At 46.6% G+C, this 22,743-nt stretch carries 17 protein-coding genes; 8 read left to right on the top strand and 9 right to left on the bottom strand.

Annotated features, from left to right (window positions below; all coding sequences use genetic code 11):
- Positions 1 to 48 precede the first annotated feature (48 nt).
- Positions 49 to 540: a preQ(1) synthase gene (gene queF, locus AB4Z30_RS11090; protein ID WP_110897191.1), complete on the top strand. Its 492-nt coding sequence runs from the start codon at positions 49 to 51 to the stop codon at positions 538 to 540.
- Positions 541 to 858: 318 nt separating this feature from the next.
- Here the strand turns inward: queF and AB4Z30_RS11085 are convergent, their stop codons facing one another.
- Positions 859 to 975: a putative holin-like toxin gene (locus AB4Z30_RS11085; RefSeq protein WP_441926179.1), complete on the bottom strand. Its 117-nt coding sequence runs from the start codon at positions 973 to 975 to the stop codon at positions 859 to 861.
- 355 nt (positions 976 to 1,330) lie between these two features.
- Between AB4Z30_RS11085 and AB4Z30_RS11080 the strand changes: the two genes are divergently transcribed.
- Positions 1,331 to 2,605, top strand: coding sequence for an MFS transporter (locus AB4Z30_RS11080; protein ID WP_441926177.1), 1,275 nt, complete (start codon positions 1,331 to 1,333; stop codon positions 2,603 to 2,605).
- A 557-nt stretch (positions 2,606 to 3,162) separates the two neighbouring features.
- Here the strand turns inward: AB4Z30_RS11080 and AB4Z30_RS11075 are convergent.
- The 7 genes from AB4Z30_RS11075 to AB4Z30_RS11045 all read right to left on the bottom strand — a co-directional run bounded on the left by AB4Z30_RS11075 (position 3,163) and on the right by AB4Z30_RS11045 (position 12,812).
- The gene (locus AB4Z30_RS11075) at positions 3,163 to 4,023 is read right to left on the bottom strand and encodes an EcsC family protein (protein WP_441926175.1); all 861 of its coding nucleotides are present in this window, start codon (positions 4,021 to 4,023) and stop codon (positions 3,163 to 3,165) included.
- A gap of 694 nt (positions 4,024 to 4,717) precedes the next feature.
- Positions 4,718 to 5,698 (bottom strand): glycoside hydrolase family 43 protein, encoded by a 981-nt coding sequence (locus AB4Z30_RS11070; protein ID WP_441926173.1) that lies wholly within the window; start codon positions 5,696 to 5,698, stop codon positions 4,718 to 4,720.
- 939 nt (positions 5,699 to 6,637) lie between these two features.
- Positions 6,638 to 8,053 carry an arabinan endo-1,5-alpha-L-arabinosidase gene (locus AB4Z30_RS11065; protein ID WP_441926618.1) on the bottom strand — a complete coding sequence of 472 codons (1,416 nt, stop codon included), beginning with the start codon at positions 8,051 to 8,053 and terminating at the stop codon, positions 6,638 to 6,640.
- A gap of 182 nt (positions 8,054 to 8,235) precedes the next feature.
- On the bottom strand, positions 8,236 to 9,078 hold the full coding sequence (locus tag AB4Z30_RS11060; protein WP_434752590.1) for a carbohydrate ABC transporter permease: 843 nt from the start codon (positions 9,076 to 9,078) through the stop codon (positions 8,236 to 8,238).
- A 27-nt stretch (positions 9,079 to 9,105) separates the two neighbouring features.
- Complete coding sequence (locus tag AB4Z30_RS11055; protein ID WP_441926170.1) at positions 9,106 to 9,996, bottom strand: carbohydrate ABC transporter permease; 891 nt, start codon at positions 9,994 to 9,996, stop codon at positions 9,106 to 9,108.
- Positions 9,997 to 10,400: 404 nt separating this feature from the next.
- Positions 10,401 to 11,747: an ABC transporter substrate-binding protein gene (locus tag AB4Z30_RS11050; protein WP_441926168.1), complete on the bottom strand. Its 1,347-nt coding sequence runs from the start codon at positions 11,745 to 11,747 to the stop codon at positions 10,401 to 10,403.
- Between the two features lie 135 nt (positions 11,748 to 11,882).
- The gene (locus AB4Z30_RS11045) at positions 11,883 to 12,812 is read right to left on the bottom strand and encodes a glycoside hydrolase family 43 protein (RefSeq protein ID WP_441926616.1); all 930 of its coding nucleotides are present in this window, start codon (positions 12,810 to 12,812) and stop codon (positions 11,883 to 11,885) included.
- A 542-nt stretch (positions 12,813 to 13,354) separates the two neighbouring features.
- Between AB4Z30_RS11045 and AB4Z30_RS11040 the strand changes: the two genes are divergently transcribed.
- From AB4Z30_RS11040 to AB4Z30_RS11025, 4 genes are all read left to right on the top strand, one after another.
- Positions 13,355 to 14,272 (top strand): ArsR/SmtB family transcription factor, encoded by a 918-nt coding sequence (locus AB4Z30_RS11040; protein ID WP_441926166.1) that lies wholly within the window; start codon positions 13,355 to 13,357, stop codon positions 14,270 to 14,272.
- A 246-nt stretch (positions 14,273 to 14,518) separates the two neighbouring features.
- Positions 14,519 to 15,442, top strand: a complete 924-nt coding sequence (locus AB4Z30_RS11035) for a helix-turn-helix transcriptional regulator (protein WP_441926164.1) — start codon at positions 14,519 to 14,521, stop codon at positions 15,440 to 15,442.
- A gap of 184 nt (positions 15,443 to 15,626) precedes the next feature.
- Positions 15,627 to 16,139, top strand: coding sequence for a DinB family protein (locus AB4Z30_RS11030; protein ID WP_441926162.1), 513 nt, complete (start codon positions 15,627 to 15,629; stop codon positions 16,137 to 16,139).
- 119 nt (positions 16,140 to 16,258) lie between these two features.
- Positions 16,259 to 16,840, top strand: a complete 582-nt coding sequence (locus tag AB4Z30_RS11025; RefSeq protein WP_441926160.1) for a YdeI/OmpD-associated family protein — start codon at positions 16,259 to 16,261, stop codon at positions 16,838 to 16,840.
- Positions 16,841 to 17,527: 687 nt separating this feature from the next.
- On the opposite strand, the gene AB4Z30_RS11020 is transcribed toward AB4Z30_RS11025, so the two are convergent.
- The gene (locus AB4Z30_RS11020) at positions 17,528 to 18,451 is read right to left on the bottom strand and encodes an S-layer homology domain-containing protein (RefSeq protein ID WP_441926158.1); all 924 of its coding nucleotides are present in this window, start codon (positions 18,449 to 18,451) and stop codon (positions 17,528 to 17,530) included.
- A gap of 638 nt (positions 18,452 to 19,089) precedes the next feature.
- On the opposite strand from AB4Z30_RS11020, the gene AB4Z30_RS11015 reads away from it, so the two are divergent.
- On the top strand, positions 19,090 to 20,832 hold the full coding sequence (locus AB4Z30_RS11015) for an ABC transporter ATP-binding protein (RefSeq protein ID WP_441926156.1): 1,743 nt from the start codon (positions 19,090 to 19,092) through the stop codon (positions 20,830 to 20,832).
- A complete protein-coding gene (locus AB4Z30_RS11010; protein WP_441926154.1) occupies positions 20,825 to 22,729 on the top strand; it encodes an ABC transporter ATP-binding protein in 1,905 nt (634 codons plus the stop codon). Before AB4Z30_RS11015 ends, AB4Z30_RS11010 begins: the two co-directional genes overlap by 8 nt.
- Positions 22,730 to 22,743: the final 14 nt, after the last annotated feature.

The raw sequence follows: 22,743 nt of genomic DNA, 5'->3' as shown, positions 1-22,743 counted from the left end.
AATACGAGGCCTGCGGCTTCGATTGAATAAGAGGAGTGTTTGTACCCTATGAGACAACCTGATGAGATGCAAGATGTAACATTGCTGGGTAACCAGAATGTGAAATATACGTTTGAGTATGATCCGGGTATTCTGGAGAGCTTTGATAACAAGCATCCGTACCGTGATTATTTTGTGAAATTCAACTGCCCGGAGTTCACCAGTCTGTGCCCAATTACGGGTCAACCTGACTTTGCAACGATCTACATTAGTTATATTCCCGATATCAAAATGGTTGAGAGCAAGTCGCTCAAGCTGTACCTGTTCAGCTTCCGCAATCATGGCGATTTCCACGAGGACTGCGTGAACATTATTATGAACGACCTGATCAAGCTGATGGACCCGCGCTTCATTGAAGTTTGGGGCAAATTCACCCCGCGCGGCGGCATCTCTATCGATCCATACACCAACTATGGCAAACCGGGAACAAAATACGAGCAGATGGCCGAGCACCGCATGATGAACCATGACATGAATCCGGAGACAATTGATAATCGCTGATATGAATCTGTAGATACTATTAATAGCGGGACTCTTCAAGGCTGAAGCAGTCCTGCTTTCACGGTTTGAAACGATGAATTCTGGATTATCTTTACAATGATTTTAACGTTCAACCTTGAAGAAACGAGTGCGAAACAGATCAAAAGTCAGTATTGCACATGTGGAGTTTTAGGAAATGTTGTGATAAACTGTAGTCAACAAGGATAAAATAAAAAGAGTAAGGATGCGTCAACATCCTCACTCTTTTACAACAGCCGCTTTCAAGGGCGGTGGCTGTAACCGGTAACTGAAATAGACCATTACCTTAGTCGGGGCGGTCTATTTCTTTTTGTTTTGATTATTCAATGCAATGACGATCGTTACGACCAGTCCAATCAAGGTTACTGTAAACCCCGCAAAACTGATCATCAGCGTCAGTACATCTTTCATCTCCACAGGCATCACCTCCTTACACAGGAGACTAGCCGACCGCCTATTCAAGCCATTCTGTTGTTGTAACAAATTATACCACATAATCCAACTCGTGGACATCTTCTTAAAGCAAGCCTATAAGGTTGCTTTCATTAGAATATATAATGCCACAATTAGTGATAATCCGTATATCCGGCTTATCTGTTTATCTGATTTGTACTCTCATCGTTTACACCATTATATTGATTCCACTATCCTTTCTCTACTGTTCCCCTTGTCGCTTCTTGCAATCTATCCTATTATGTAACAATATGCTTAATTGCATAGAATCTAACATAGGCGCTGATCCCTCGTGACCGCGACCAAAGGAGAACTGAACATGTCTACACAAACCTCATTAGCCAAGGACGCCGCAGCGCGTTCGAAAGCCCCACCCGGATTGGATGCCCAAGGCACCGTATACCGGATACTTATTGCCATCAGTCTGGTGCATCTGTTCAACGATTCCATTCAGTCTGTCATTCCGGCAATATTTCCGATCTTAAAAGACTCCATGCATTTAACGTACACTCAGATCGGCTGGATCGCTTTTGCGATCAACTTTACCGCATCGATTATGCAGCCTGTTGTCGGCTGGTTTGCTGATAAAAAACCTACTCCTTCGATCCTGCCCATCGGCATGGGTTTCACGTTTACGGGCATGCTGCTGCTCGCCTTTGCCGACAGTTATATGATGGTGCTCATCTCTGTTATTTTTGTCGGACTCGGCTCCGCGGCTTTCCATCCGGAAGGCTCGCGGGTATCCCATATGGCTGCAGGCCAGCGCCGCGGACTGGCACAGTCTATTTTTCAGGTAGGCGGTAATGCTGGACAATCCCTTGCACCGCTACTGACACGCTGGATTTTCATCCCGTTTGGGCTGTTTGGTGCCATCGGTTTTACTGGCATTGCCGCGATGGGAATTGCCGTACAACTTTATGTCGCACGTTGGTATGGACAGATGTTGCAATCCGGTTCCTATTTGCGTAAACAAGCGGCTGCCCGTCGCGCTCCCAATCCAGCTTTGCGTCAAAAGATTGCTGCCGCAATTACGATCCTGATTCTGCTTGTATTTGTCCGTTCGTGGTACGTAGCTTCAATCGGCAGCTTTTATGCCTTTAATCTGAAAGATACATTTGGTTTATCCACGGAGGACGCTCAAATTTATATTTTCCTCTTCCTGGCTGCTGGTGCACTAGGTACGTTCTTTGGTGGCCCGCTCGCAGACCGATTTGGTAAACGCAATATGATCTTTCTGTCGATGGCTGGAGCCGCACCGCTTGCGTTGCTGTTACCTTATGCCAACTTGTTCTGGACGGGCGTGCTGCTGACGATTATTGGCTTTATCATGTTATCCAGCTTCTCGGTTACTGTGGTATACGCCCAGATGCTTATTCCAGGCAAAATCGGAACCGTTTCCGGTCTAATTACTGGCCTTGCCTTTGGCATGGGAGGTCTGGGCGCACTCGTGCTCGGTAACTGGATCGATGTCTTCGGCGTATCACCCGTCATGCAGATATGCAGCTTCCTTCCGCTGATCGGTATCTTTACGTTCCTGCTACCATCTGACAAGTTGCTTCATCGCTGGGCACAAGAAAACGGCAGTAAAGAGTAGTTCGTTTTCCACTCACTTCATCGGGGGTTTTTATCATGGTCGCTGGTGTAATACTTATCCTTTCACAATTAAGTTTCGTGATAGGCGTTTTCCTCATTATTTTTGGATTTATGGCAGGGGCTAAAGAGGAAGGTCCCTACAATTGGAGAGCTGTAATCAATGGCAAACTCATTGGAGGGCTTTTCCTCATCGTAGTTTCTCAGTATTGGATATACCGATTGTCTGGAAGCTTTCTTCTAGGATAGCGCATCGGGATCAGCCAATATATGAATAAGATTTTTTGGGAAAACCTAAAAAACTCGACTATCATTCTAAATTAACCATTGCTAAGAGGCTCCTGTCCGTATCTGGGTCATACAGATCGGCTGGAGCCTCTTTCAACGTTTGCGGATGTCATTATACATTTCGTACCTGACTGATTCGGAACCTACTTCAAGCAGCAGGGAGAATACTTGAAACCTAGTCCATATATAATGAATCTATCTTTCTCAACTTGTAAGAATTGTTAAGCATATCAATATCCACGATAATACATCCTAAGCAGCACGGTTGACCTTCTATTTCAGACGCTGCAGAATCAGCCGTTTTTTGTACAGCATTTTGCCTGCCTCAGCGACGTCCTGAATTGTATTTTTGTTACTGACCGAACCAAAGATCATCCCCGCAACGGGTATCAACTGGAATAACTTTTTCCAGCCAAAAGACTCACTATATGAGTTGAACACTTCACGCCATCCCTGCATTTGAGAGATCACTTCAACTTGCTTGTCTGGATTATCGTAATCAGCTAGCTCATCAATGATCGCTTTTTTGCCTACAATATCGGCAGAAGAGAACTGCAGACATTTCACAATAAAGACGCGCTCCAGCGGGTCATCGGGATCATAACCATAACACAGCGCCATCTCCTGCAGCACTTTTAGGGATAGTCCCATAACGAGCGGAATGTCAGCTGCAATCGTAACAATTCCGCCAAATCCAGTCGCGGCCCCTTGTGCCGCAGCAAACTTGCTTCGACTTTCGGTAATGTTATCCGCCACGCGATCCAGCACCTCAAGTGGTATTTTTTCCACACTCTGAATTTGGGCCGTGTTCTCTGTACCTGTACCTGTATCTGTATCCTGTTCTAATCGGTAGATGTAATCGGTTGTAATAGGGTAACCCGAGCGCTCGGCTTCCTCTCGCAGGAGCTTGGACACTTTTTTCTTCTGAACAAGGAACTTGCCACCCGTTTGCAAATACTGGCCCACTTCGTTCAGAGCGTCGCCAATCTTTTGTTTGATCGCTTTCGGCATCACTTTATCCAGCATGGCAAATGGCAAACGCCCAATCTTGTCCCATATGAACAGATCCTTCTGTTCCTTCTCCCATTTTAAAATCTGCTCCAGTTCCCCATCCAACGTCTCGCGTGATTCCATATGTAATCCTCCTAACAAGTTTTAGTGTGATCCCAAAATTTTGAACATAACCTAGTTCATTTCATTCTCAGCTTAACGCTTTATAACGAAAAGTCGAATATGTGGAATCAGTTCAATTAGAGTTTTTTGGTTTTGGTTTTGGTTTTGGTTTTGGTTTTGGTTTTGGTTTTGGTTTCGGTTTTAGGTTTTAGGTTTTAGGTTTTAGGTTTTTACGTGCACTCAGTTTAGTCTAACGATCTCAGTTGAGCTTATTTGACCGATATCGGGCTTTCTCCAATTCTAACGATCACCACAAACCTTATTTCACTGAAAACGCATAATAAATGTCCTTTTTCATATCAAATCCCACAAATAAGCTCTCCTGAGATCGTTAGAATTTCAATCAGGCGAAAAACGGCTAAATAGCGTCTCCTGTGATCGTTAGAAATCCGCATACCACGTTCAAGGCTTTAAACAAAAAGTAATAAGTGATAAGTAATTCCGTTTACATTCTGTTGATTCATTTTTTTCGATGTAATGGTATACGCTTCTGCCTCTCTTCGGTTGCTTCACGATCTAAACTTTCTTAATTAAAATTTGAACTCCACACTGTTTAGATAACCTTTTCCTGAATCATTCATATCAAAAAGAGCCCATTGTCAGCAAGATCTGCTAACAAAAGACTCTCATCTCTTATTCTATATCCAAAATGAAACTACTTCACCTCTGCCACGGACTGACCATCGGGAACCGGAATACCAAAGTTCGGCGTTCCATCTTCATTCCAATGAATGATCTGTGCCCGAGCATGACGGTTCGGATCGTAGAGCGGATCTCCGTCAATCTCTTTGTAGTTGCGCGCATGATAGATCAGAATATCGGTTTTTCCATCTGGCGAAACGGTAAAGCTGTTATGTCCCGGGCCATATTGTCCATTCTCTTCACAAGTCTGGAATACCGGTTCGGGTGATTTCACCCAGCTTGCCGGATCAAGCAGATCGGCATCTTCATCCGCCGTAAGCAGTCCCATACAATAATGATGATCGGTTGCACTGGCTGAGTAACTGATAAACAGACGACCATTTCGATGGAGTACGGCTGCGCCTTCATTGACTTTATACCCGATGATCTCCCAATCGTATTCAGGTGTCGTAATCATGACCTGTTCCCCGCGCAGTGTCCACGGATTTTCCATTTCACAAATGTAAAGGTTCGAATTGCCGTCAATGCTCGGGTCTTTCTGTGCCCAGACCAGATAACGAATACCTCTGTGTTCAAAGGTCGTAGCATCTAACGCAAAGCTCTCCCATTTGGTTCGAATCTGCCCTTTCTCCTCCCACTTTCCTTCAAGCGGATTAACAGAATCATTCTCCAGCACGTACATACGATGATCAAACAAACCGTCGTTGGTTTCACTTGTATGAGCCGCAGCGAAGTATATGTACCATTTTCCATCGATAAAATGAATTTCGGGTGCCCAGATATTAGCACTCATGGGCCCTGTCTCGCGCTTTGTCCAAGCGGTCACTGCTTCAGCTTCTCTTAAAGCCTCCAGTGTCTCCGCGCGCCGGATTTCAATTCGGTCAAAGGCTGGTACGGAAGCAGAAAAATAATAGTACCCGTCTGTATGACGGTACACCCAAGGATCAGCGCGCTGCTCCAGCATGGGATTGGTAAATGTAATGGAATTGGTCATGGAAATGAACCCCTTTCATATGTGAGTGTATAGCTTGAATCTATAATGTGTCCTGATTGAAAATATGGAAAGTAGGGCTAGAGGGGCACAGCGGACGTTCGTGGGCGGCAGGGTCTTGATGCTCCCCTTGACCTCCGATTTCTTCCTTTCACCGCTCTCGGCGGTGGAAATCGGATGGCAAACTCGCATACTCGGCTCCTCCCTCCCCCTCACTGCTAGTGCCCTTCCGCACTGTCGCTCGCGATGTTTTCGCTCGCTGGCACACATCGACTTCGAGCCTTCGGGTTGGCTCGATAGCTTATGGCGTTGACCGCTTTGCCGGGTCAACTCTCCCCGTGACAGTGCTCAGGCACAGCGGACGTTCACGGGCGATAGGGCCTTGGTGCTCTCCTTGACCTCCGGTTTCTTCCACTCACCGCTCCCGGCGGTGGAAATCGGATGGCAAACTCGCACTCGCGGCTCCCTTCCTCCCTCTCACTGCTGGTGCCCCAATGCCGCTTCAAGCATAGCGGACGTTCATGGGCGATAGGGCCTTGATGCTCCCCTTGACCTCCGATTTCTTCCACTCACCGTTCTCGGCGGTGGAAATCGGATGGCAAACTCGCACTCGCGGCTCCTTCCTCCCTCTCACTGCTTGTGCCCCAATGCCGCTTAAGCACAGCGGGCGTTCGCGGGTGGCAGGGGCTTGGTGCTCTCCTTGACCTCCGATTTCTTCCACTCACCGCTCCCGGCGGTGGAAATCGGATGCCAAACTCACACCCACGGCTCCTTCCTCCCTCTCACTGCTTGTGCCACTCTGCGCTGGTTGCTCGTGATGTTTTCACTCGCGCTGGCACACATCGGGCTTCGAGCCTTTAAGATGGCTCAAAGCCCGAGATGGTGTTGACCGCTTTGCAGGGTCAACGTGCCTCTCGCTGACCACCCTACGGGGTCAGCGGTCTATTTCTCAGCTGCGCTAATTTGTTTGCCCCAGACCGCGATGCCGCGGTCGTTCAGGCCGGTGACTACCAGCGCAGGCTGGCTTCGCTCCCAATCCCAGGATGGGAGCAGTTTTAGCTCTTCCGTGGATGCGCCGCCCCATGGGCTTTCCTTCCACGTCAGCGTTAACGTTTGCTTGCCATCAAATGTCCAGGTTCCTGAACCGTTCTCGCTTTCGATTTTGCCTTTGCTCGTCAGCGTATAGGGTACTGCCTGCACCTGTCCATTTACAGACGAATCAAGCACCATACCTTCCCACGTTCCGGCAATCATCGATTGCGGAATATCTTGCGCGGTTTCTCCAGCATAACGTTCAGGCGACACGACAGGCCAGCCGTCCTTCGTCCAAAGCATTTTGCGAACATGCAGATACGGCCAGTTTTTATCGGTCTCTCCTCGTGCATGATGCACGATGTAATAATCATCGCCATCCTTCAGCACGGAATTATGTCCAGGAGCAACCCAGCCCTCTCCCTCGGAGAATCGGTATCCTCCCAATATTTTGGTGCCAATTTCATACTGTGGCAGGTGCTCTGTATCCAACATCTTGTTGCCATTGATATCCGTATAAGGCCCGGTAATGGAGTCGGCACGAGCCACACGCACGTTATAGTCTTCGAACAGAGAATCATAGGAAACGAATAAATAGTACTTTTGAAACTCGGGATTATACACAATATATGGCCCTTCGACTGCGCCCTCTTCGGTTGCACGATCCCTGGCTGCGATGCGGGTCCCGTATCCTTCTTCCTTAAACTTACCCGTGTCCGGATCAAGCGGTGCAATATAGATCCCGTCGAAAAATGAACCATATACCATCCACAGGTTGCCTAGTGCATCGAGCACCGGATTGGCATCAATGGCATTCAGGCCGTCCTTTTCCTGACCAGCCGTCTTCACAACCAGTCCCTCATCCTTCCATGGCCCCTCGGGAGACTTGGAGGTTTGCAACCCAATCGCTGACTGTGTACTACCAAAGCTTGAAGCTGAATAATACAGTCGATACGTATCCCCAGATTTAATAATATCCGGCGCCCACAGATTCGTTGCTCCTGTCCAGTCCAGTGCTTCCTTCGGGATACCTGGCAAAGCCTGCCCGACCCATTTCCAGTTGATCAAATCATCCGATTTTCGTACCATTACGCCTGGTTTCGGTTCCCCCGCTACTCGAACGTCTGTGGAATATACATAGTAGCCCTGGTCTGTCTTGATAATCGCAGGATCATGTGCATTGTTAACCGTCCACTTGGATTCATCGTCCAGAATCGAAAGATCATACATTTTTGGTTCCTGCGGAGCTTCCGGAAAAACCGGAGGTTTCGCCATGTCCCCGCCATCTGCACAGCCTACCGTACCTAGAAGCATCAGTAACATCAATACCGCAACTCCCTTCCTTGCACTATGTCGCCCTTTTGGCCACGTCCAATATTTTCGATATTTATGCTCTTTCCGTCCTTTTCGTTCTTCCATTTCATTCATCTCTTCTTCTCGTTCTTTTGCTTCCTTCCACTCTTCTCGTTCCTTCGGTTCTTTCCTCACTCTCCAACTTTTCATTCCCATCACCCTTTGACCCCTGAAATCGCAACCGATTCGATAATCTGCTTCTGGAAGATCAGGAAAATGATCAGAACAGGCAGCAGAGCCACAATGGACGCCGCCATAATGAGCGGATAATCCGTTTGAATCGCATAGGTCGCGTTAAAGTTTGCAATAACGAGCTGTAACGTCTGTTTTTCAGGTGAATTCAGATAAATAATCGGTGCCAGATAATCGTTCCAGATGCCCATGAACCAGAGAATCAGCTGTGCAGCCACGGCAGGTTTGATCAGCGGAAACGTAATACTGGAATACAACCGGAAATAGGAGCTTCCGTCGATTTTCGCCGCCTCAATGATCGCATCCGGTACACTAAGCAGGTATTGCCGCAGGAAAAAGATCATAATGACATTCCCGAACAGCCCCGGAACAATGAGCGGCAGCAAGGTATCTACCCAGCCCAGCTTCGAGAACATCATAAATTGTGGAATCATGACCGTTGGATACGGAATCATCATCGAGGCCAGCAGAGCGAGAAACAGTTTATTTTTATGCGGAAATCTTAATTTGGCAAAAGCAAATGCAGCGAGACTCGATGTAAATGTGCCCACAACCGTCACACTAAGGGCTATAATGAGACTGTTTTTGATACCACTGAGCAGTGGGCCCGCTTCCCAGATCTCTTTATATTTATCAAACCGAAATACTTCCGGAATCCAGACCGGCGGCAGCGCGAATACATCCTGCTTCTCCTTGAGCGAGGTGGACAACATCCAGAGCAAAGGCGCAATCATCGCAATCGCACCGATGGACAGAACGATAAATATAATAGAATTGGTTACTTTCCTTCTTTGACTATGTGACATCTTCCGTTCCACTCCTCTCCTCGCCCATCAATCCCCGTCGTAGGCTGATCTTTCGTTAAGTTTGAATTGTACAAGCGTAATCACAAAGATGAAGATACCCAGAATCATAGCCATCGCTGAAGCGTAACCCATCTGCAGGTTGCTAAAGGCCTTTTGCCAAATATAAAAGACGATCGAAGCCGATGCATACTCCGGTCCGCCTGTCGGTGTCATAATGTTCATCTCCGTAAAGATTTGCGAACCCCCGATGATATTCGTCACCACGAGGAAAAAGGTTACCGGCTTCACCATCGGCCAGGTGATATTACGGAAAATCTGGAACCCATTCGCACCGTCCAGCTCTGCGGCCTCGTAATAGGTACGGGATACACTTTGCAGTGCCGCCAGATATAACAACATCGTATAACCCAGACCTTTCCAGACGGTCATGATGATCAGCGCAGGTTTCACCGTATCTTTGTTAGCCAGCCAGTTGGGTCCTTTAATACCAAACAGATCAAGGAACTGGTTCACCAAACCATAGTCCCCGTTGTACGCCCAGTTCCACATGATCGATACCGCAGCCAAGGAAGAAATGACCGGTATGTAATAGATCACACGAAAAGTCGTTGTACCTGGAATTTTACGATTCAGCCCCATTGCCAGTAATAGTGCCAGCAACAGACCAATTGGAATACCAAGCATCAGGTAAAACGTATTAAACATGGCCTTGTAAAAAAGATCATCGGTCAACAAATCCTTAAAGTTGGCAAGCCCGATAAAGTTCATCTGCCCGAGTCCGTCCCAATCGGTGAACGAACCATAGAGAGAATAAAGAAATGGGAACAAAACAAAGATCACAAGCCCCAGAATGGGGGGCAAAATAAACAAGTATCCATACATCTTCTCTTTGCGATACAAACTCGATTTCGTATTCACGTGTTCACCCCTGTTTCTAAGATCAGCATGTGGCATACATCGATTGGCCTTTTTGAACGATTACTTCTGCTCTGTTCCGGTCAATACATGCCACATGCTCGTATGGAATCTGGAGATAAAAGTTGATCTCAAGCGTTTACACTGTCCACTCCGATGACAGAATAACTTGAAGAGTAGCGGTTATCCCCAGTTTTTTTACTTCCCTTTTCCAAAGTGGAAAATCCGGTGATAAGCTTATGCTTCCGATGCAGCTTTCTTTCAGAAAGCTTTAGGCGAACGCCCCGCTCTTCCAGGTTTTTTCTGTCCCCTACGTTACAACGTGTAAAAAATAGTTCATCTGATATCATCTAACAAACAAATGCCAGCAGCATCGGTTCAGGCTGCTGGCATCCTATCTTTCCTATCTATTTGTTTTGCGATTTTTTCTCCTGCTCCACCGCTTTGTCCAGCAGCTTCTGCATCTTCGGTTGTTGCTGCTTCACATAGTCTGCGGCGGTCATCTTGCCATCGAGTACCGGCTGAATGTCGGTAAAGAACATGTCGTACCACTCCGCGTTGTACGTATAGTTGCCTGGCAACGCACGTCCGTAATCCTTCACGATATCAATAAATTCCTGTTTGTTTGCCGGTTTCGTCGAAGTGTCTTTCGCCCACTCGTCTGCCATGTCCAGCAAGTTTGGAATCTGTACCTTCGCGTCTACCAGTTGTTTCATGCCTTCCTTAGAAGCCGTAAGGTAATTCACCAGCGCAGCGGCTTCCTCCGGATATTTTGTTTTGGCTGATACACCGATCCCGAGGGAACCGATCCATGTTGCCGATTTGCCTGTTGATCCCGCCGGGAAAGGCAGCAGATCATATTCAAATGGAAGCTTTTCAAATGTACTCATATCCCATGGACCTACAGGGAAGAAAGCCATCTCACCTTTCATCCAGCGCTGGTATGTATCGAGCGTTTGTGCCTCTTCAATGGAAGGTGTGATCTTGTATTTGGTCTGCATATCTGCAAAGAACTGTAACGCTTCCGCAAATTTCGGATCATCAATCGTTACTTTGGTTTTGCTCTCGTCCAGCCAGTCAGCACCGTTGCTCCATACAAAAGATTGCAGTGCCCACTGAACGTTAAAACCTGTGCCGAATACGTCCGGTTTACCATCCCCATTGGTATCTTTCGTGGCTTGCTGATTCACTTTGATGAACTCTTCCCACGTATACGGCTTGTCTTTATCAGGGAGTGGAATACCTTCTTTTTCAAAAAGGGTCTTGTTATACCCCAGTGCAAACGGCCCGACATCCTTAGGCATGCCATAAAGGTCACCTTGCCCTGCCATCTTGCCATCGTAACGATACAAGTCAACGCCATACTTCCAGATATTATCCAGATTGATCTCTTTGTTTTTCTCAATATACGGTGTCAGGTTCATTAGCACCTTGCTGTTGACATAGGCCTTCATATCACCTGGAGCAAAATAAAATACGTCAGGCATGCTGTTACCCGTGATCGCCGCGCGAAGTTTTGTCGCGTATTGATCCGCTGCGGTAACGATGATTTTAACTTTGACGCCCGGATGCTCTTCTTCAAACTTTTTCACGACAGCCTGATAGGCTTTCTGCTCATCCGTGCCGCCGCGGAACATAAACGTCAGTTCTTTATCTCCGTTCGAACTTCCGCTTCCCCCTCCACAACCTGCAAGCACCAGTGCACTGACCAACATTAGCAGCATTAATGTGACCCAACTCTTTTTCTTGACCATATGAACCCCTCCTGATCTGGACTTGTAAACGTATTCAATACCATGAATCGACATTTCTGTTGTTAAATTTATCAAATCCAGATCCATTTAGTCAATACTTTATTAAAACATTTTACATTTATCTAAAATAAAAACCTAATATTTTGGCCAACCATTCGTGTCCCATAACAAATCACTAATGAGCAGTTTCGGATTGCCATTATCCGTTGCATCATAGGCATGGCGTACGATTAGATTGCCGTTAACCACGTCCTGCCCGCCTGGGCCCTTCCATCTCACATTGCCTGTATCCAATATCGTGCCACCACCGTTCATCATGTTAACTCCGTTTTTATCCACATAGGGGCCTGTAATGCTGGCCGAACGGCCATAAACCATTTTGTAGGTACTGTTCACTCCTTTACAGCAGGAGTCAATCGAAGCAAACAAATAATAGTACCCGTTGCGGTAAACGATACTTGGCGCTTCAATAGCTCCTCCATTGTTCGGACGTGCTGCAATCGAGGAGATGTTACCCGTCGGTTTCATCGTGTTTTTGTCCAGCTTTACAATCTTCAGGCCGCTCCAAAACGATCCAAAGGCCAGCCATGGATTGCCTGAAGCATCAATAACCAGCTCCGGATCAATGGCGTTGTAGTTATTCGATGTATTGGATTGCAATACAAGCCCCTCATCTTTCCATTGCCCTGCGCCAACGCTGTTTGCAGACGCCAAACCAATAGCAGACCTGTTGGAGCCAAAGGTGGAAATGGAATAATAGAGCCACACTTTGCCGTTATACCGCTGAACATCCGGTGCCCATACATCCAGGTCTTTTTGGGCAGGGACAGCCGAGTTCCACCAGGACGGTTCATTCAAAAAAATCTGAGGCACACGATACCATGACGTTCCGTTATCCGATTTCAACACCTGGATACCTGGCCCCGTGGAAAAGGTGTACCATGAATTGCCCTCTTTGATGAGGGTAGGATCATGAACGGCGATATCTCCCGACAGATTCCAAAACGCAGCTAAAGCCCGCGACTGTCCTGCAAGCACCAGTACCAGAACCAGCAATGCAGGCAAAGCCCAACGCCTTTTGGATGAATTCTTCGAGCTTCTCAAGCCACTAAAACGACCTGAATCTCTTAGATCGCCTGTGCCCGATGCCACCTTCACCCTTTTAGAATCCTTCCATGTCTGCCACTTGGAACTCCTCCATGTCTTCCACTCCAGCCTCTTCAATTTCTTCCACTCTAAACTCCTCAACTTTTTCCATGAACTGAACTTTTCCATACCGGAACGCCGCCTCTCCTGATTAAATGGTTGCTTTGGTTCATGAAGTATTAAATCAATTTAAGTATAATAGGATTATAAAAGCGGTTACATTACAATTCAATGGTATATTTCAAATATATATGAATTAATTCAATGTTTTATTTTGAGAGATCGGGATTGAAATCACAGGATTTTTTTAGATTTTTCAATGTATACGTAGGGTATATCTCCCTTTCTCAGCTCTTTCTTTCCAGCATGTAATGATTTATAATTATCTGAAATAAAACAGTCAAATGTGCAAAAGTCTGCCAACATAGGCTTTGTTCAGAACGGGGAAAGGACATCCACCTATGATTTATATTAAAGATCTGATGTCAGGTGTGAATATTTTCAAAGCACTCAGTTCCGAAATTCGCATCCAGATTATTGAACTACTGGCCAGAAACCAAAGTCTTAATCTCAATGACCTCGCGACCAAGCTCGGACTTAGTAACGGTGCAATTACAATGCATATCAAAAAGCTGGAGGAAAGCGGATTAATCGAGATTAATACGGCTGTTGGCAAACACGGTATCCAGAAGATCTGTTATCTTAACGAGGAAAAATTAATGGTCGACCTCCGTTCACAGGAGATTCACAACCGGTATGAGGTAGAAATTCAGGTTGGGCATTACAGCGACTATCAGGCCGCACCAACATGCGGGATTGCAACCAAAGACAGCATCATCGGGGAGTTTGATGACCCCCGCTATTTTGCCGACCCGCTTCGGATCGATGCCGAGATGATCTGGCTGGCTGAAGGATATCTGGAATACCGTATTCCCAACTACCTCAAGCCCAATCAAACGTTTAGCGAGATTCAACTGTCCATGGAGCTGGGTTCAGAAGCCCCTGGATTCTGTGACAACTATCCATCGGATATTTACTTTTACATCAATGGCAAAAAGATCGGTCTCTGGACGAGTCCAGGTGATTTTGGTGATACACGCGGCACGTTTAATCCAGACTGGTGGCCTCCACACCTGAATCAATACGGTATGCTGAAGCTGATTCGCATTACGAAGGAAGGCAGTTACATCGACGGATGCAAGATTTCGGACGTTACACTAGAAGATATCGAGCTGGATTATAAAAGTGATATCCACTTCCGCATCGCAGTCACCGACGGCCCTGTTAACAAACGCGGCTTGACTATTTTCGGCAAAAGTTTTGGCAATTACGGTCAAGGCCTGCTCGCACGAGTGCTTTATAACGTTCAGGAGGATTAGACAGGATCTGACTGGAGAATTTGCTTGAAGATGCTCCTTATTTTAGAAGAGTGCGAATCTGCACTCTTTTTTTAATGCCTCTGGTGTCATCTTTTTTTCACCCCAAGTCAAACATATAAGTATCAATGGCGAGATATACGCACTGCATTTCCGTTAAAGTGATTAGAGAAAGTCCATGCTAGTCCCTGCGCTTGCTGTGATATACTTATGGCCTGTATTGGAAAAGTGATGACGGGTGGGGTTCTTTTGAAACTGGAACGGTTAGTCTCGATCATTTACAAGTTACTCAATCACGAGGTGTTGTCCGCGTCTACACTTGCGGAGGAATATCAAGTATCCCCCAGAACGATCTATCGGGATATTGATGTGATCTGTGCAGCAGGGTTTCCGGTTATTTCTCATCAGGGAATGAATGGCGGCTATGGTATCATGGACGGTTATAAAATGGATAAAAGTCTGCTCGGCTCCTATGATGTGGATGCTTTGATTACAGTGCTGACCAGCCTCTCGACCGTGTTTAATGATGTGCGTGCACAGGGTACAATCGAACGTTTGCAGACGATTGGAGACCAGCATGAGAGACCAAACTTAACTGTAGACCTGAATACGCATCGAACTGAGCCTGACTCGCTTTCGCATCTTCGTGCAGGAATCATGCAATATCATGTCGTTCAGTTTGATTACATTAGTTCCAAAAATGAGCGCACGACCCGAGAAATTGAACCTGTTCGATTGCAGTTTAAATACCGAAGCTGGTATGTGTATGGATATTGCCGAAGCCGGCAGGATTATCGGGAATTCAGACTGTCACGGATGTTAAACGTGCATCTGACCAACCGTCATTTTGAACCACATGTTCTTGTCTCGAAAGAGTCGTCCCTCACTCCCCCTGTGACACAGGAGATCATGACAGATGTGGTATTCCGCGTATATCCAGATGCACTCGCGGAGGCATTGGATCATTTTCAGCAGGCAGACAAACAATTTCATGAGGACGGCAGTATGACGATGCGCGTTCAGGTTTATAAACCGCTCGACGCCACGTGGTTATGGTCGTTCTTGCTGAGTTTGGGAAGTGGCGCAGAGGTTTTGGAACCTGCGGCCCTGAGAGACGTTATAGAGACTCAACTACGAAATGCTCTAAAACGTTACGACAAACCCAATTGTTGAAGTCATACTAGCCGTTAAAGTGGAGGTACAGGTTCGGGTGAAGTCTTGTGAAATGGAAGTCTTATAAAGTGAAAGAAGAAGTATGACATGCTGTTGTCATACTTCTTTTTTTATACTCATTACAGCAACAAGGGAGGTACTATGACCATCCAATCATTCGCCAAAATAAAGGAGACGATATTTCATGAATCATCCGGAACAAATGTATCACTATCATGTTTGGGCTTCACAGATCATTATGCAACGTATACAGGAGTTGCCAGCCGCTGTGCTGCATCAGGAGGTGAACAGTTCCTTTCCTACCCTCGCCCATGCGCTCAGTCATATGTATGCTGTGGATCAGATGTGGTACCTGGTGTTAACCGGAACCAGCATGCCTGAAGCTTTACAAATCTGCATGCCGCGTAACGGGGAGACCTTTGCCACAATAGAAACATATTTCGAGCGTTATGCCGAACTATCCACTCAATACCTGGATTGGTTCAGTCAGCAGACGGATTTGGAGAAGACGCTTCTGCTCAACAATCCCTTTGCAGGGGTGCGTCAAACCAGTTTCGCAGAAATGATCCTACATCTGGTGAATCACGGAACCTATCACCGAGGCAATATCTCCACCATGTTGCGTCAGCTCGGCCATGCTTCTGTCATGAATGACTATTCTAGATTCTGGTACGAAAACTCCAATACAATCGAGTAATTCTCTAATGCTTGAATTCCAGTGTGCCTGATAAAAAGTTTTGGATATGATGCAGTGAAGGTGTTAAATATACTGTAATATGAAGGTTTAGATACCATACAACATGAAAGGTCTTGGATATGATGCCACCTGTTCCACTTGAAAAAATACTCACCTTTACTTCCAGAGAAGAGTTAAGACAATGGTTACAGGAGCACGGAACTACGCAGTCCTGCTGCTGGGTTCCTGTGAGTTTGAAGCCACGCCCGGATACCCTTTTATATCTGGATGCTGTTGAAGAAGCATTATGTGTCGGCTGGATTGATGGCGTCAAAAAGAAAACTTCCGATGGGCGACTGTTACAACGCTTATCTCCCCGTAGTCGCAAGAGCTTATGGACGGAGCTGAATAAGGAGCGCGTGCGCCGATTAGAAAGGCTAGGTCTTATGCAGGATGCAGGTAGAAAGGTTCTACCTGACATGAATCCTGAAGCTTTTGTTGTCGATGCCGAGATTGAGCAGAGGTTAACTGAGGACCGACATGTGCTGGAACATTTCGCCGCCTTCCCTCTCCTTTATCAACGAGTGCGCATCGACACGATTCAAAGCGTTAAGAAGCAGCCCGCGCTATTTCAAAGCCGGCTCGATAAGTTCATCCAACATACGAAGGCAAATCAACTATATGGTCAGTGGCATGATGACGGAAGATTGCTACTTGATTAAAACATGTGTGTATTGGTCTGGCCGACCAGTCGGTTGAATGTTGGCTCAGAACCCAACCGGTTGATTTTGGCAGAACAAAACTTGAATCATACCGAGCTAACTGCCGTTTGAATAACATGTGCTACCCGGTTTCTGTTCATAGCTCGCCCTGCTGCCAAGTTTCTAACGATCACAGGAGACGCTATTTAGCCTTTTTTTGCCTGACTGGAATTCTAACGATCACCAGAAACCTTATTCTCCGATTGTTAGCTATTTTTCAGGGCAAAATTAGCTAAATTACTGAAATAGCGTCTCTGAGGATCGTTAGATTTTAAAACACCCTATTTACACCAAAATAAGCTCTGTGGTGATCGTTAGCGCTTCAAGCTCACTCATCACTCAGGGTCTCTACGCCCAATAAAAAAGACCAGCCAGTTACTACTGGCTAGCCTGATTATACAAAACAACCTGCCCAAACTTTCCTCATAATTAGATACTAGCCAGGTACCTTGACTGGTATCTGACTGGAACCCTCTCATAGAGAGTATGATCAGTTAAACAGTTTCTGGGTACTGGTTTTGGTGCTGATTTTGGTACTGGTTTGGGTACTGGTTTTGGTTTTGGTTTTCTGAGTTTCTGGTTTTCCTCAAGCTGGTTCTATCATTCCTAGCAACCAGCAGGTAAGGCGAGCAAATTTACTACACTAATTTACTTACCAGAAGGCTGTGCTTCAGCGGTGTAGCCTGTTGGAATCTCGGCTTCGGCCGTCACTTTCGTAATGACCATTGGATACATCATGTCCGGGTCAGGTTGCACGATTGAATATTTTACAATAGCAAGTTTATCCTGCTCCAGTTTTACTTCATCAATCTTTAATCCGTAGCCCGGATGTGGCATCTCGGCCGTCAAGGTTACTTTACTTGTTTTGTCATCGACTTTGCTAATGGTTACCTCAGGTACGATGGCTTGTTGTCCTTCACCAGGATTCGTTGGAGCCGGTTCAGTTGAACCGCTATCACTGTGCTGATCCACAAACTCAAGCGCATTGAAAATCATACTTGCTGCCTCCATACGAGTAAGCGGCTGATCTGGGCGGAAGTTTCCGTCTTTGTCCAGTTCAATGATGTTCATATTCAGCAGGTTCTGGACAGCAGATATAGCGTCCTTACTTAATTTTTTTTCGTCCTTAACCTCATTATACTTCATAATCACTGGATAATTACCGGTTGTGTTAATGCCCTCATGCAATAAAATAACAAATTGTTCCCTAGTCATTTTGCCTTGCGGATTTACTTCTACCGGAACGGACAGGCCATTCTGAGTGGCTGCTTGCACAGCATCCGCATACCAAGTATTTGGACTGATTTTATTCTGAGCGGAAGCTTCCGCATATGCATTTTTCAATCCAAACGCTTTGACAATCAATTGAACTCCCTGCGGTTCGGACAAAGCCACATCCGGTCGGAACAGATCTGCCGTTACTCCATTCACAATCCCCTTCGATTTCAATGAATCAACAACGGTCTTCTGACCTTCATCCTTAATGTCGGAAAATGCAAATACCGAAGCACCTCCTGCTGTCAGAGAAACGCAAAGCGCAAGTGTTGCAGCCAATCCTTTTTTATGTTTCATTTCCGGGCACCTCCATTATGATTAGTAAAACCTGTTTTTCATCTTTTCATCCCTACAGACGGGACACCCTTGTAAAATGTTTCAGTTCTTTTCGCATTTGGTGAATACAACTTCATAACCGTGCATATGAATTGCCATGTATCGGTAACGTATTTTATGTTGTCATCTCATCTGACAAACCCCATGTAGACTGTATACAACGTGCATTTCAACGTTAGATCGTTATTCATATTTTGGAATGTTCCCTTAACTTATTGGCTTTCCACATCTGCCGGTAGATCTGTTAAAAATATATCATCACATTTCGATAGGTCTCATAACGATTGCTTCATTAATCTCCGTCCTACCGTTTGAAGAGCCGGGATCTTTTGGGGTCTGACGGAAGGAATGCGGTTAGATTTTAATGGTTTGCGTCCTACACATTCAAAGATGAGCAGGTTCATTGACAACAGACTATATTAGCGCGAAAATATAAATAGATTAATTCTTCGGTTACGGATAAATATCAATCAAGTTCGCATAAAGTAAGAGGGCATGACACGCTAACACGAGGTGTCTGCCCTTTTCTTGACTTATTTTGCCCAATGCTGATCTCATGCGTTCCAAAGCTCTAACCTAACAAAGGAGAACCCACACCTATGTCCAAAAAAGGTTTGCTGCGCGGTTATGTGTTGTCCAACTGGTCCATCTATCTCCTGGCCGTTCTTTTAATCATTGTGTCTAATGTCGGTCAGGCCTCCTTGCCCCGTATTCTGGGCAGCTTTACGGATCAATTAATGCAAAATACACTCCAGATGCAAACGGTTATTCGTTACAGCTTATCACTTCTCGCCATTGCGATTGCATACAACCTGTTGTTTGGTACCGGCCAGTTCATGATTATGAAGCTGGGCCGGCGATTTGAATTTATGACACGCGAGCGGATATTCCGCAAGTTTTCCGAGCTTAGCGAGCACTACTTTTCCAAGCAGGGTAACGGCAAGCTGCTTAGTTACTTCATGAACGATGTCACTTCCGTCCGCGAAGCCATATCCAACGGGGTTACGATGATGACCAATGCCGTTTTTCTGTTACTGTCCTGCGTTGTAATGATGCTGCTTAGTGGAATTCCGCTGACATTGATCCTGATCAGCATTGTACCTCTGCTGGCCATTCCTTTCCTGGTTGTGTTCTTCGGCCCACGGATTCGAAAGCGCTCCCGTGATGTGCAAGAGGCGCTCGCCACAATGACGGAATCTGCGGAGGAGCAACTTGGCGGTATTCGCGTAATCAAAACATTTGCCACCGAGAATAACGCCCGTTCACGTTTTGGCGCAACCGTGGATGATATCAAAAATAAACAGCTGCGGTTAGTTCGTCTCTCTTCCCTTTTTCAAGCCACACTCCCTTTGCTCGGTGCAACGTCTCTCGTGATTTCACTGCTGGTTGGAGGCATTCTGACGATGCAAAACTCCATTACGCTAGGCAGCTTTGTCGCCCTGACCTTGTATCTGCGAATCATCATGGGGCCACTTCAACAGATTGGTAACGTGATCAATACGATGCAGCGCTCGGGAGCCTCGCTCGAAAGAGTGAATGAACTTCTAGGCGAAGAACCTGACGTACAGGAAATCCCTGAAGCGGAGACATTGCATAACATGCAGGAAATTAAGATCAAAAATTTGACGTTCCGTTATCCAGGCAGCTCATCGCCTGCGCTAAAACATATCCACCTCCAGATTCAAGCCGGGCGAACAGTTGGCATTGTCGGTAAAACGGGTTCAGGCAAAAGCACACTGGTCAAGCTGCTGCTGCGTACATACGAACCTCCGGAAGGCAGCATTTTCATCAACGGCACAGACATCCGGGAACTGTCACTGGACAGCCTCAGGTCGCAAATCGCTTATGTGCCTCAGGACGGCTTTTTATTCAGCACCACGATTCGGGACAACATTGCATTCAGCAACCGTGAAGCACCGATAGATGATGTAGAAGACAGCGCCAAACAAGCGATGATCTATGAAAATATTGTGCGTTTCCCTGATCGTTTCGATACCCTGCTTGGAGAACGAGGACTTACGCTATCTGGTGGACAGCGGCAGCGCACCAGTCTGGCACGCGGGCTGATCAAACAGGCCCAATTGTTGATTCTGGATGACAGTATGAGTGCCGTAGATGCCGTTACTGAAACAGGGATTCTTCGCAGTTTGCGCAAGATCGGCAAAGACAAAACTACGTTGATCATCTCTCACCGCATCAGTGCAGTCCGACATGCGGATGACATTCTTGTACTGGATGAAGGACAAATTGTTGAACAGGGAACACATGCGGAGTTGATGGCTGCCGAAGGACTTTATGCGGCGACCTATCGCTTGCAGGAGGAGGGGTTACATCATGTCTAATGCGGATGCGAATCCTAAACATAATAACAATAATTCTAAAAACCATAACTCTAACCGTAGCAATCACTTGGACAATAGCAGTAAATCCGACAACACAGCCGTAACATCCTCCACCAAAGATCATCACAGTAAACGTGCTTCATTTAAAGAAATGATGGGGTATGCCAAACCGCATCGCTGGGCCTTTGCTGGTATATTCTTCTGCTCCCTGCTCGGCATATCGGCCGATTTGCTCCAGCCCTACTTGGTGAAGATTGCCATTGATGACCATCTGGCTGTAGGTCAAACCAGCGTCGGTTTCCTCATACAGCTTGCAGCCGTTTTTCTGGGTCTGGCGGTGATCAGTTTTATTTTTACCTATATTCAAAATAATCTGTTGCAACATATCGGGCAGAGCATCGTCGCTCACATTCGTAAGGATTTGTTCAGACATATTTCCAAAATGTCCATGTCTTTCTTCGACCGCTTCCATATCGGTAGTCTGGTGACCAATGTGTCCAGCGATACAGAAACGATCAGCAGTTTCTTCACCCAGGTGCTGCTCAGTCTGATCCGGGATGGCATGATGCTCGTGCTCATTATCTTTTTCATGTTTCAGCTTGATCCCATGCTCGCCAGTTATTCGCTCATCATTCTCCCAGTTATCGCTATAGTGGCTGCCCTATTCCGCCGCAGACTACGGAGCGCCTATCAAAATGCGCGCACACAGCTTTCCCGTCTAATCGCGTTTACTGCGGAAAACCTGTCGGGCATGTTCCTGATTCAAGCTTTCCACCAAGAGGAAGAGCAGAAAAAACGGTTCAAGGAACAGAACGCAAGGCATCTGGAGGCAAACATTACACAGGCCCGTTCCAATGTGATTTTTAACCGGACGTTTGACATTCTCGGTAACGCGGCGCTGGTGATGATGGTGTGGCTGGGCGGGCGCGCCGTGCTCGGCGAGTCTTTGCAAGTCGGAGTGCTGTACGCGTTTATCAGCTACATTCGTCAGTTTTTTCAACCGATCAACCAGATTACGATGCAATGGAATACTTTCCAGTCCACGACGGTTTCGATGGATCGAATCTGGAACATTTTGAATACAAGACCTGAAGTACATGATCCGTCCCCTGATCAGGCTTCGCCGCTGGAACCACGTCATGTGATGGGTCAGATTGATTTTAATGATGTATCCTTTGGTTACAAGGCGGATCGCCCTATTATTCAACATATGAATCTACACCTGTATCCTGGGGAGATGGTCGGTATTGTGGGTACAACCGGAGCGGGCAAAAGCACGCTGATCTCCCTGCTCAATCGTTTCTACGATGTCAATCAGGGCAGCATTCAAATCGATGGTACCGACATACGCCACATTCCACAAGCTACACTTCACCGGATTGTAGGTCTGATTCAACAGGAGCCTTTTCTGTTCTCAGGTACCATTATTGATAACGTGACCATGTTCAGGGAGGATATTACGCGTGAGCAAGCGATGGATGCTTGCCGATTTGTAGGCGCAGATGCAATGATTCAGCGTTTGCCGCAAGGATATGATACCCGTCTGTCCGAGCGCGGAAGCGGGTTGTCTGCCGGGGAACGACAGTTGATCTCGTTTGCACGAATCGTTGTATTCCAGCCCCGGATTCTTATTCTGGATGAAGCCACCGCCAATCTGGACTCACACACCGAACAACTTGTACAACATGCGCTGGAGTCTGTATCCCAAGGCAGAACTACGATTGTGATTGCACATCGCCTGTCTACAGTCATGCATGCTGACCGGATTCTGGTCATGGAACATGGCACCATTGTAGAGGAAGGATCACATCAGGAGCTGGTTGCGAGCCAGGGAGTGTATGCGGATTTGTACCAGCATGCGCGCGAAGCAGGGCAGCAATCGAGTAAGTTAGGGTGAATGTCTTCCGCGTT

Origin of the sequence: Paenibacillus sp. 2TAF8 (assembly GCF_052114825.1) — a bacterium.
Taxonomy (GTDB): Bacteria; Bacillota; Bacilli; order Paenibacillales; family Paenibacillaceae; genus Paenibacillus.
The sequence above is the reverse complement of the archived record's forward strand: the minus strand, read 5'-3'. Positions and strand labels throughout refer to the sequence as shown.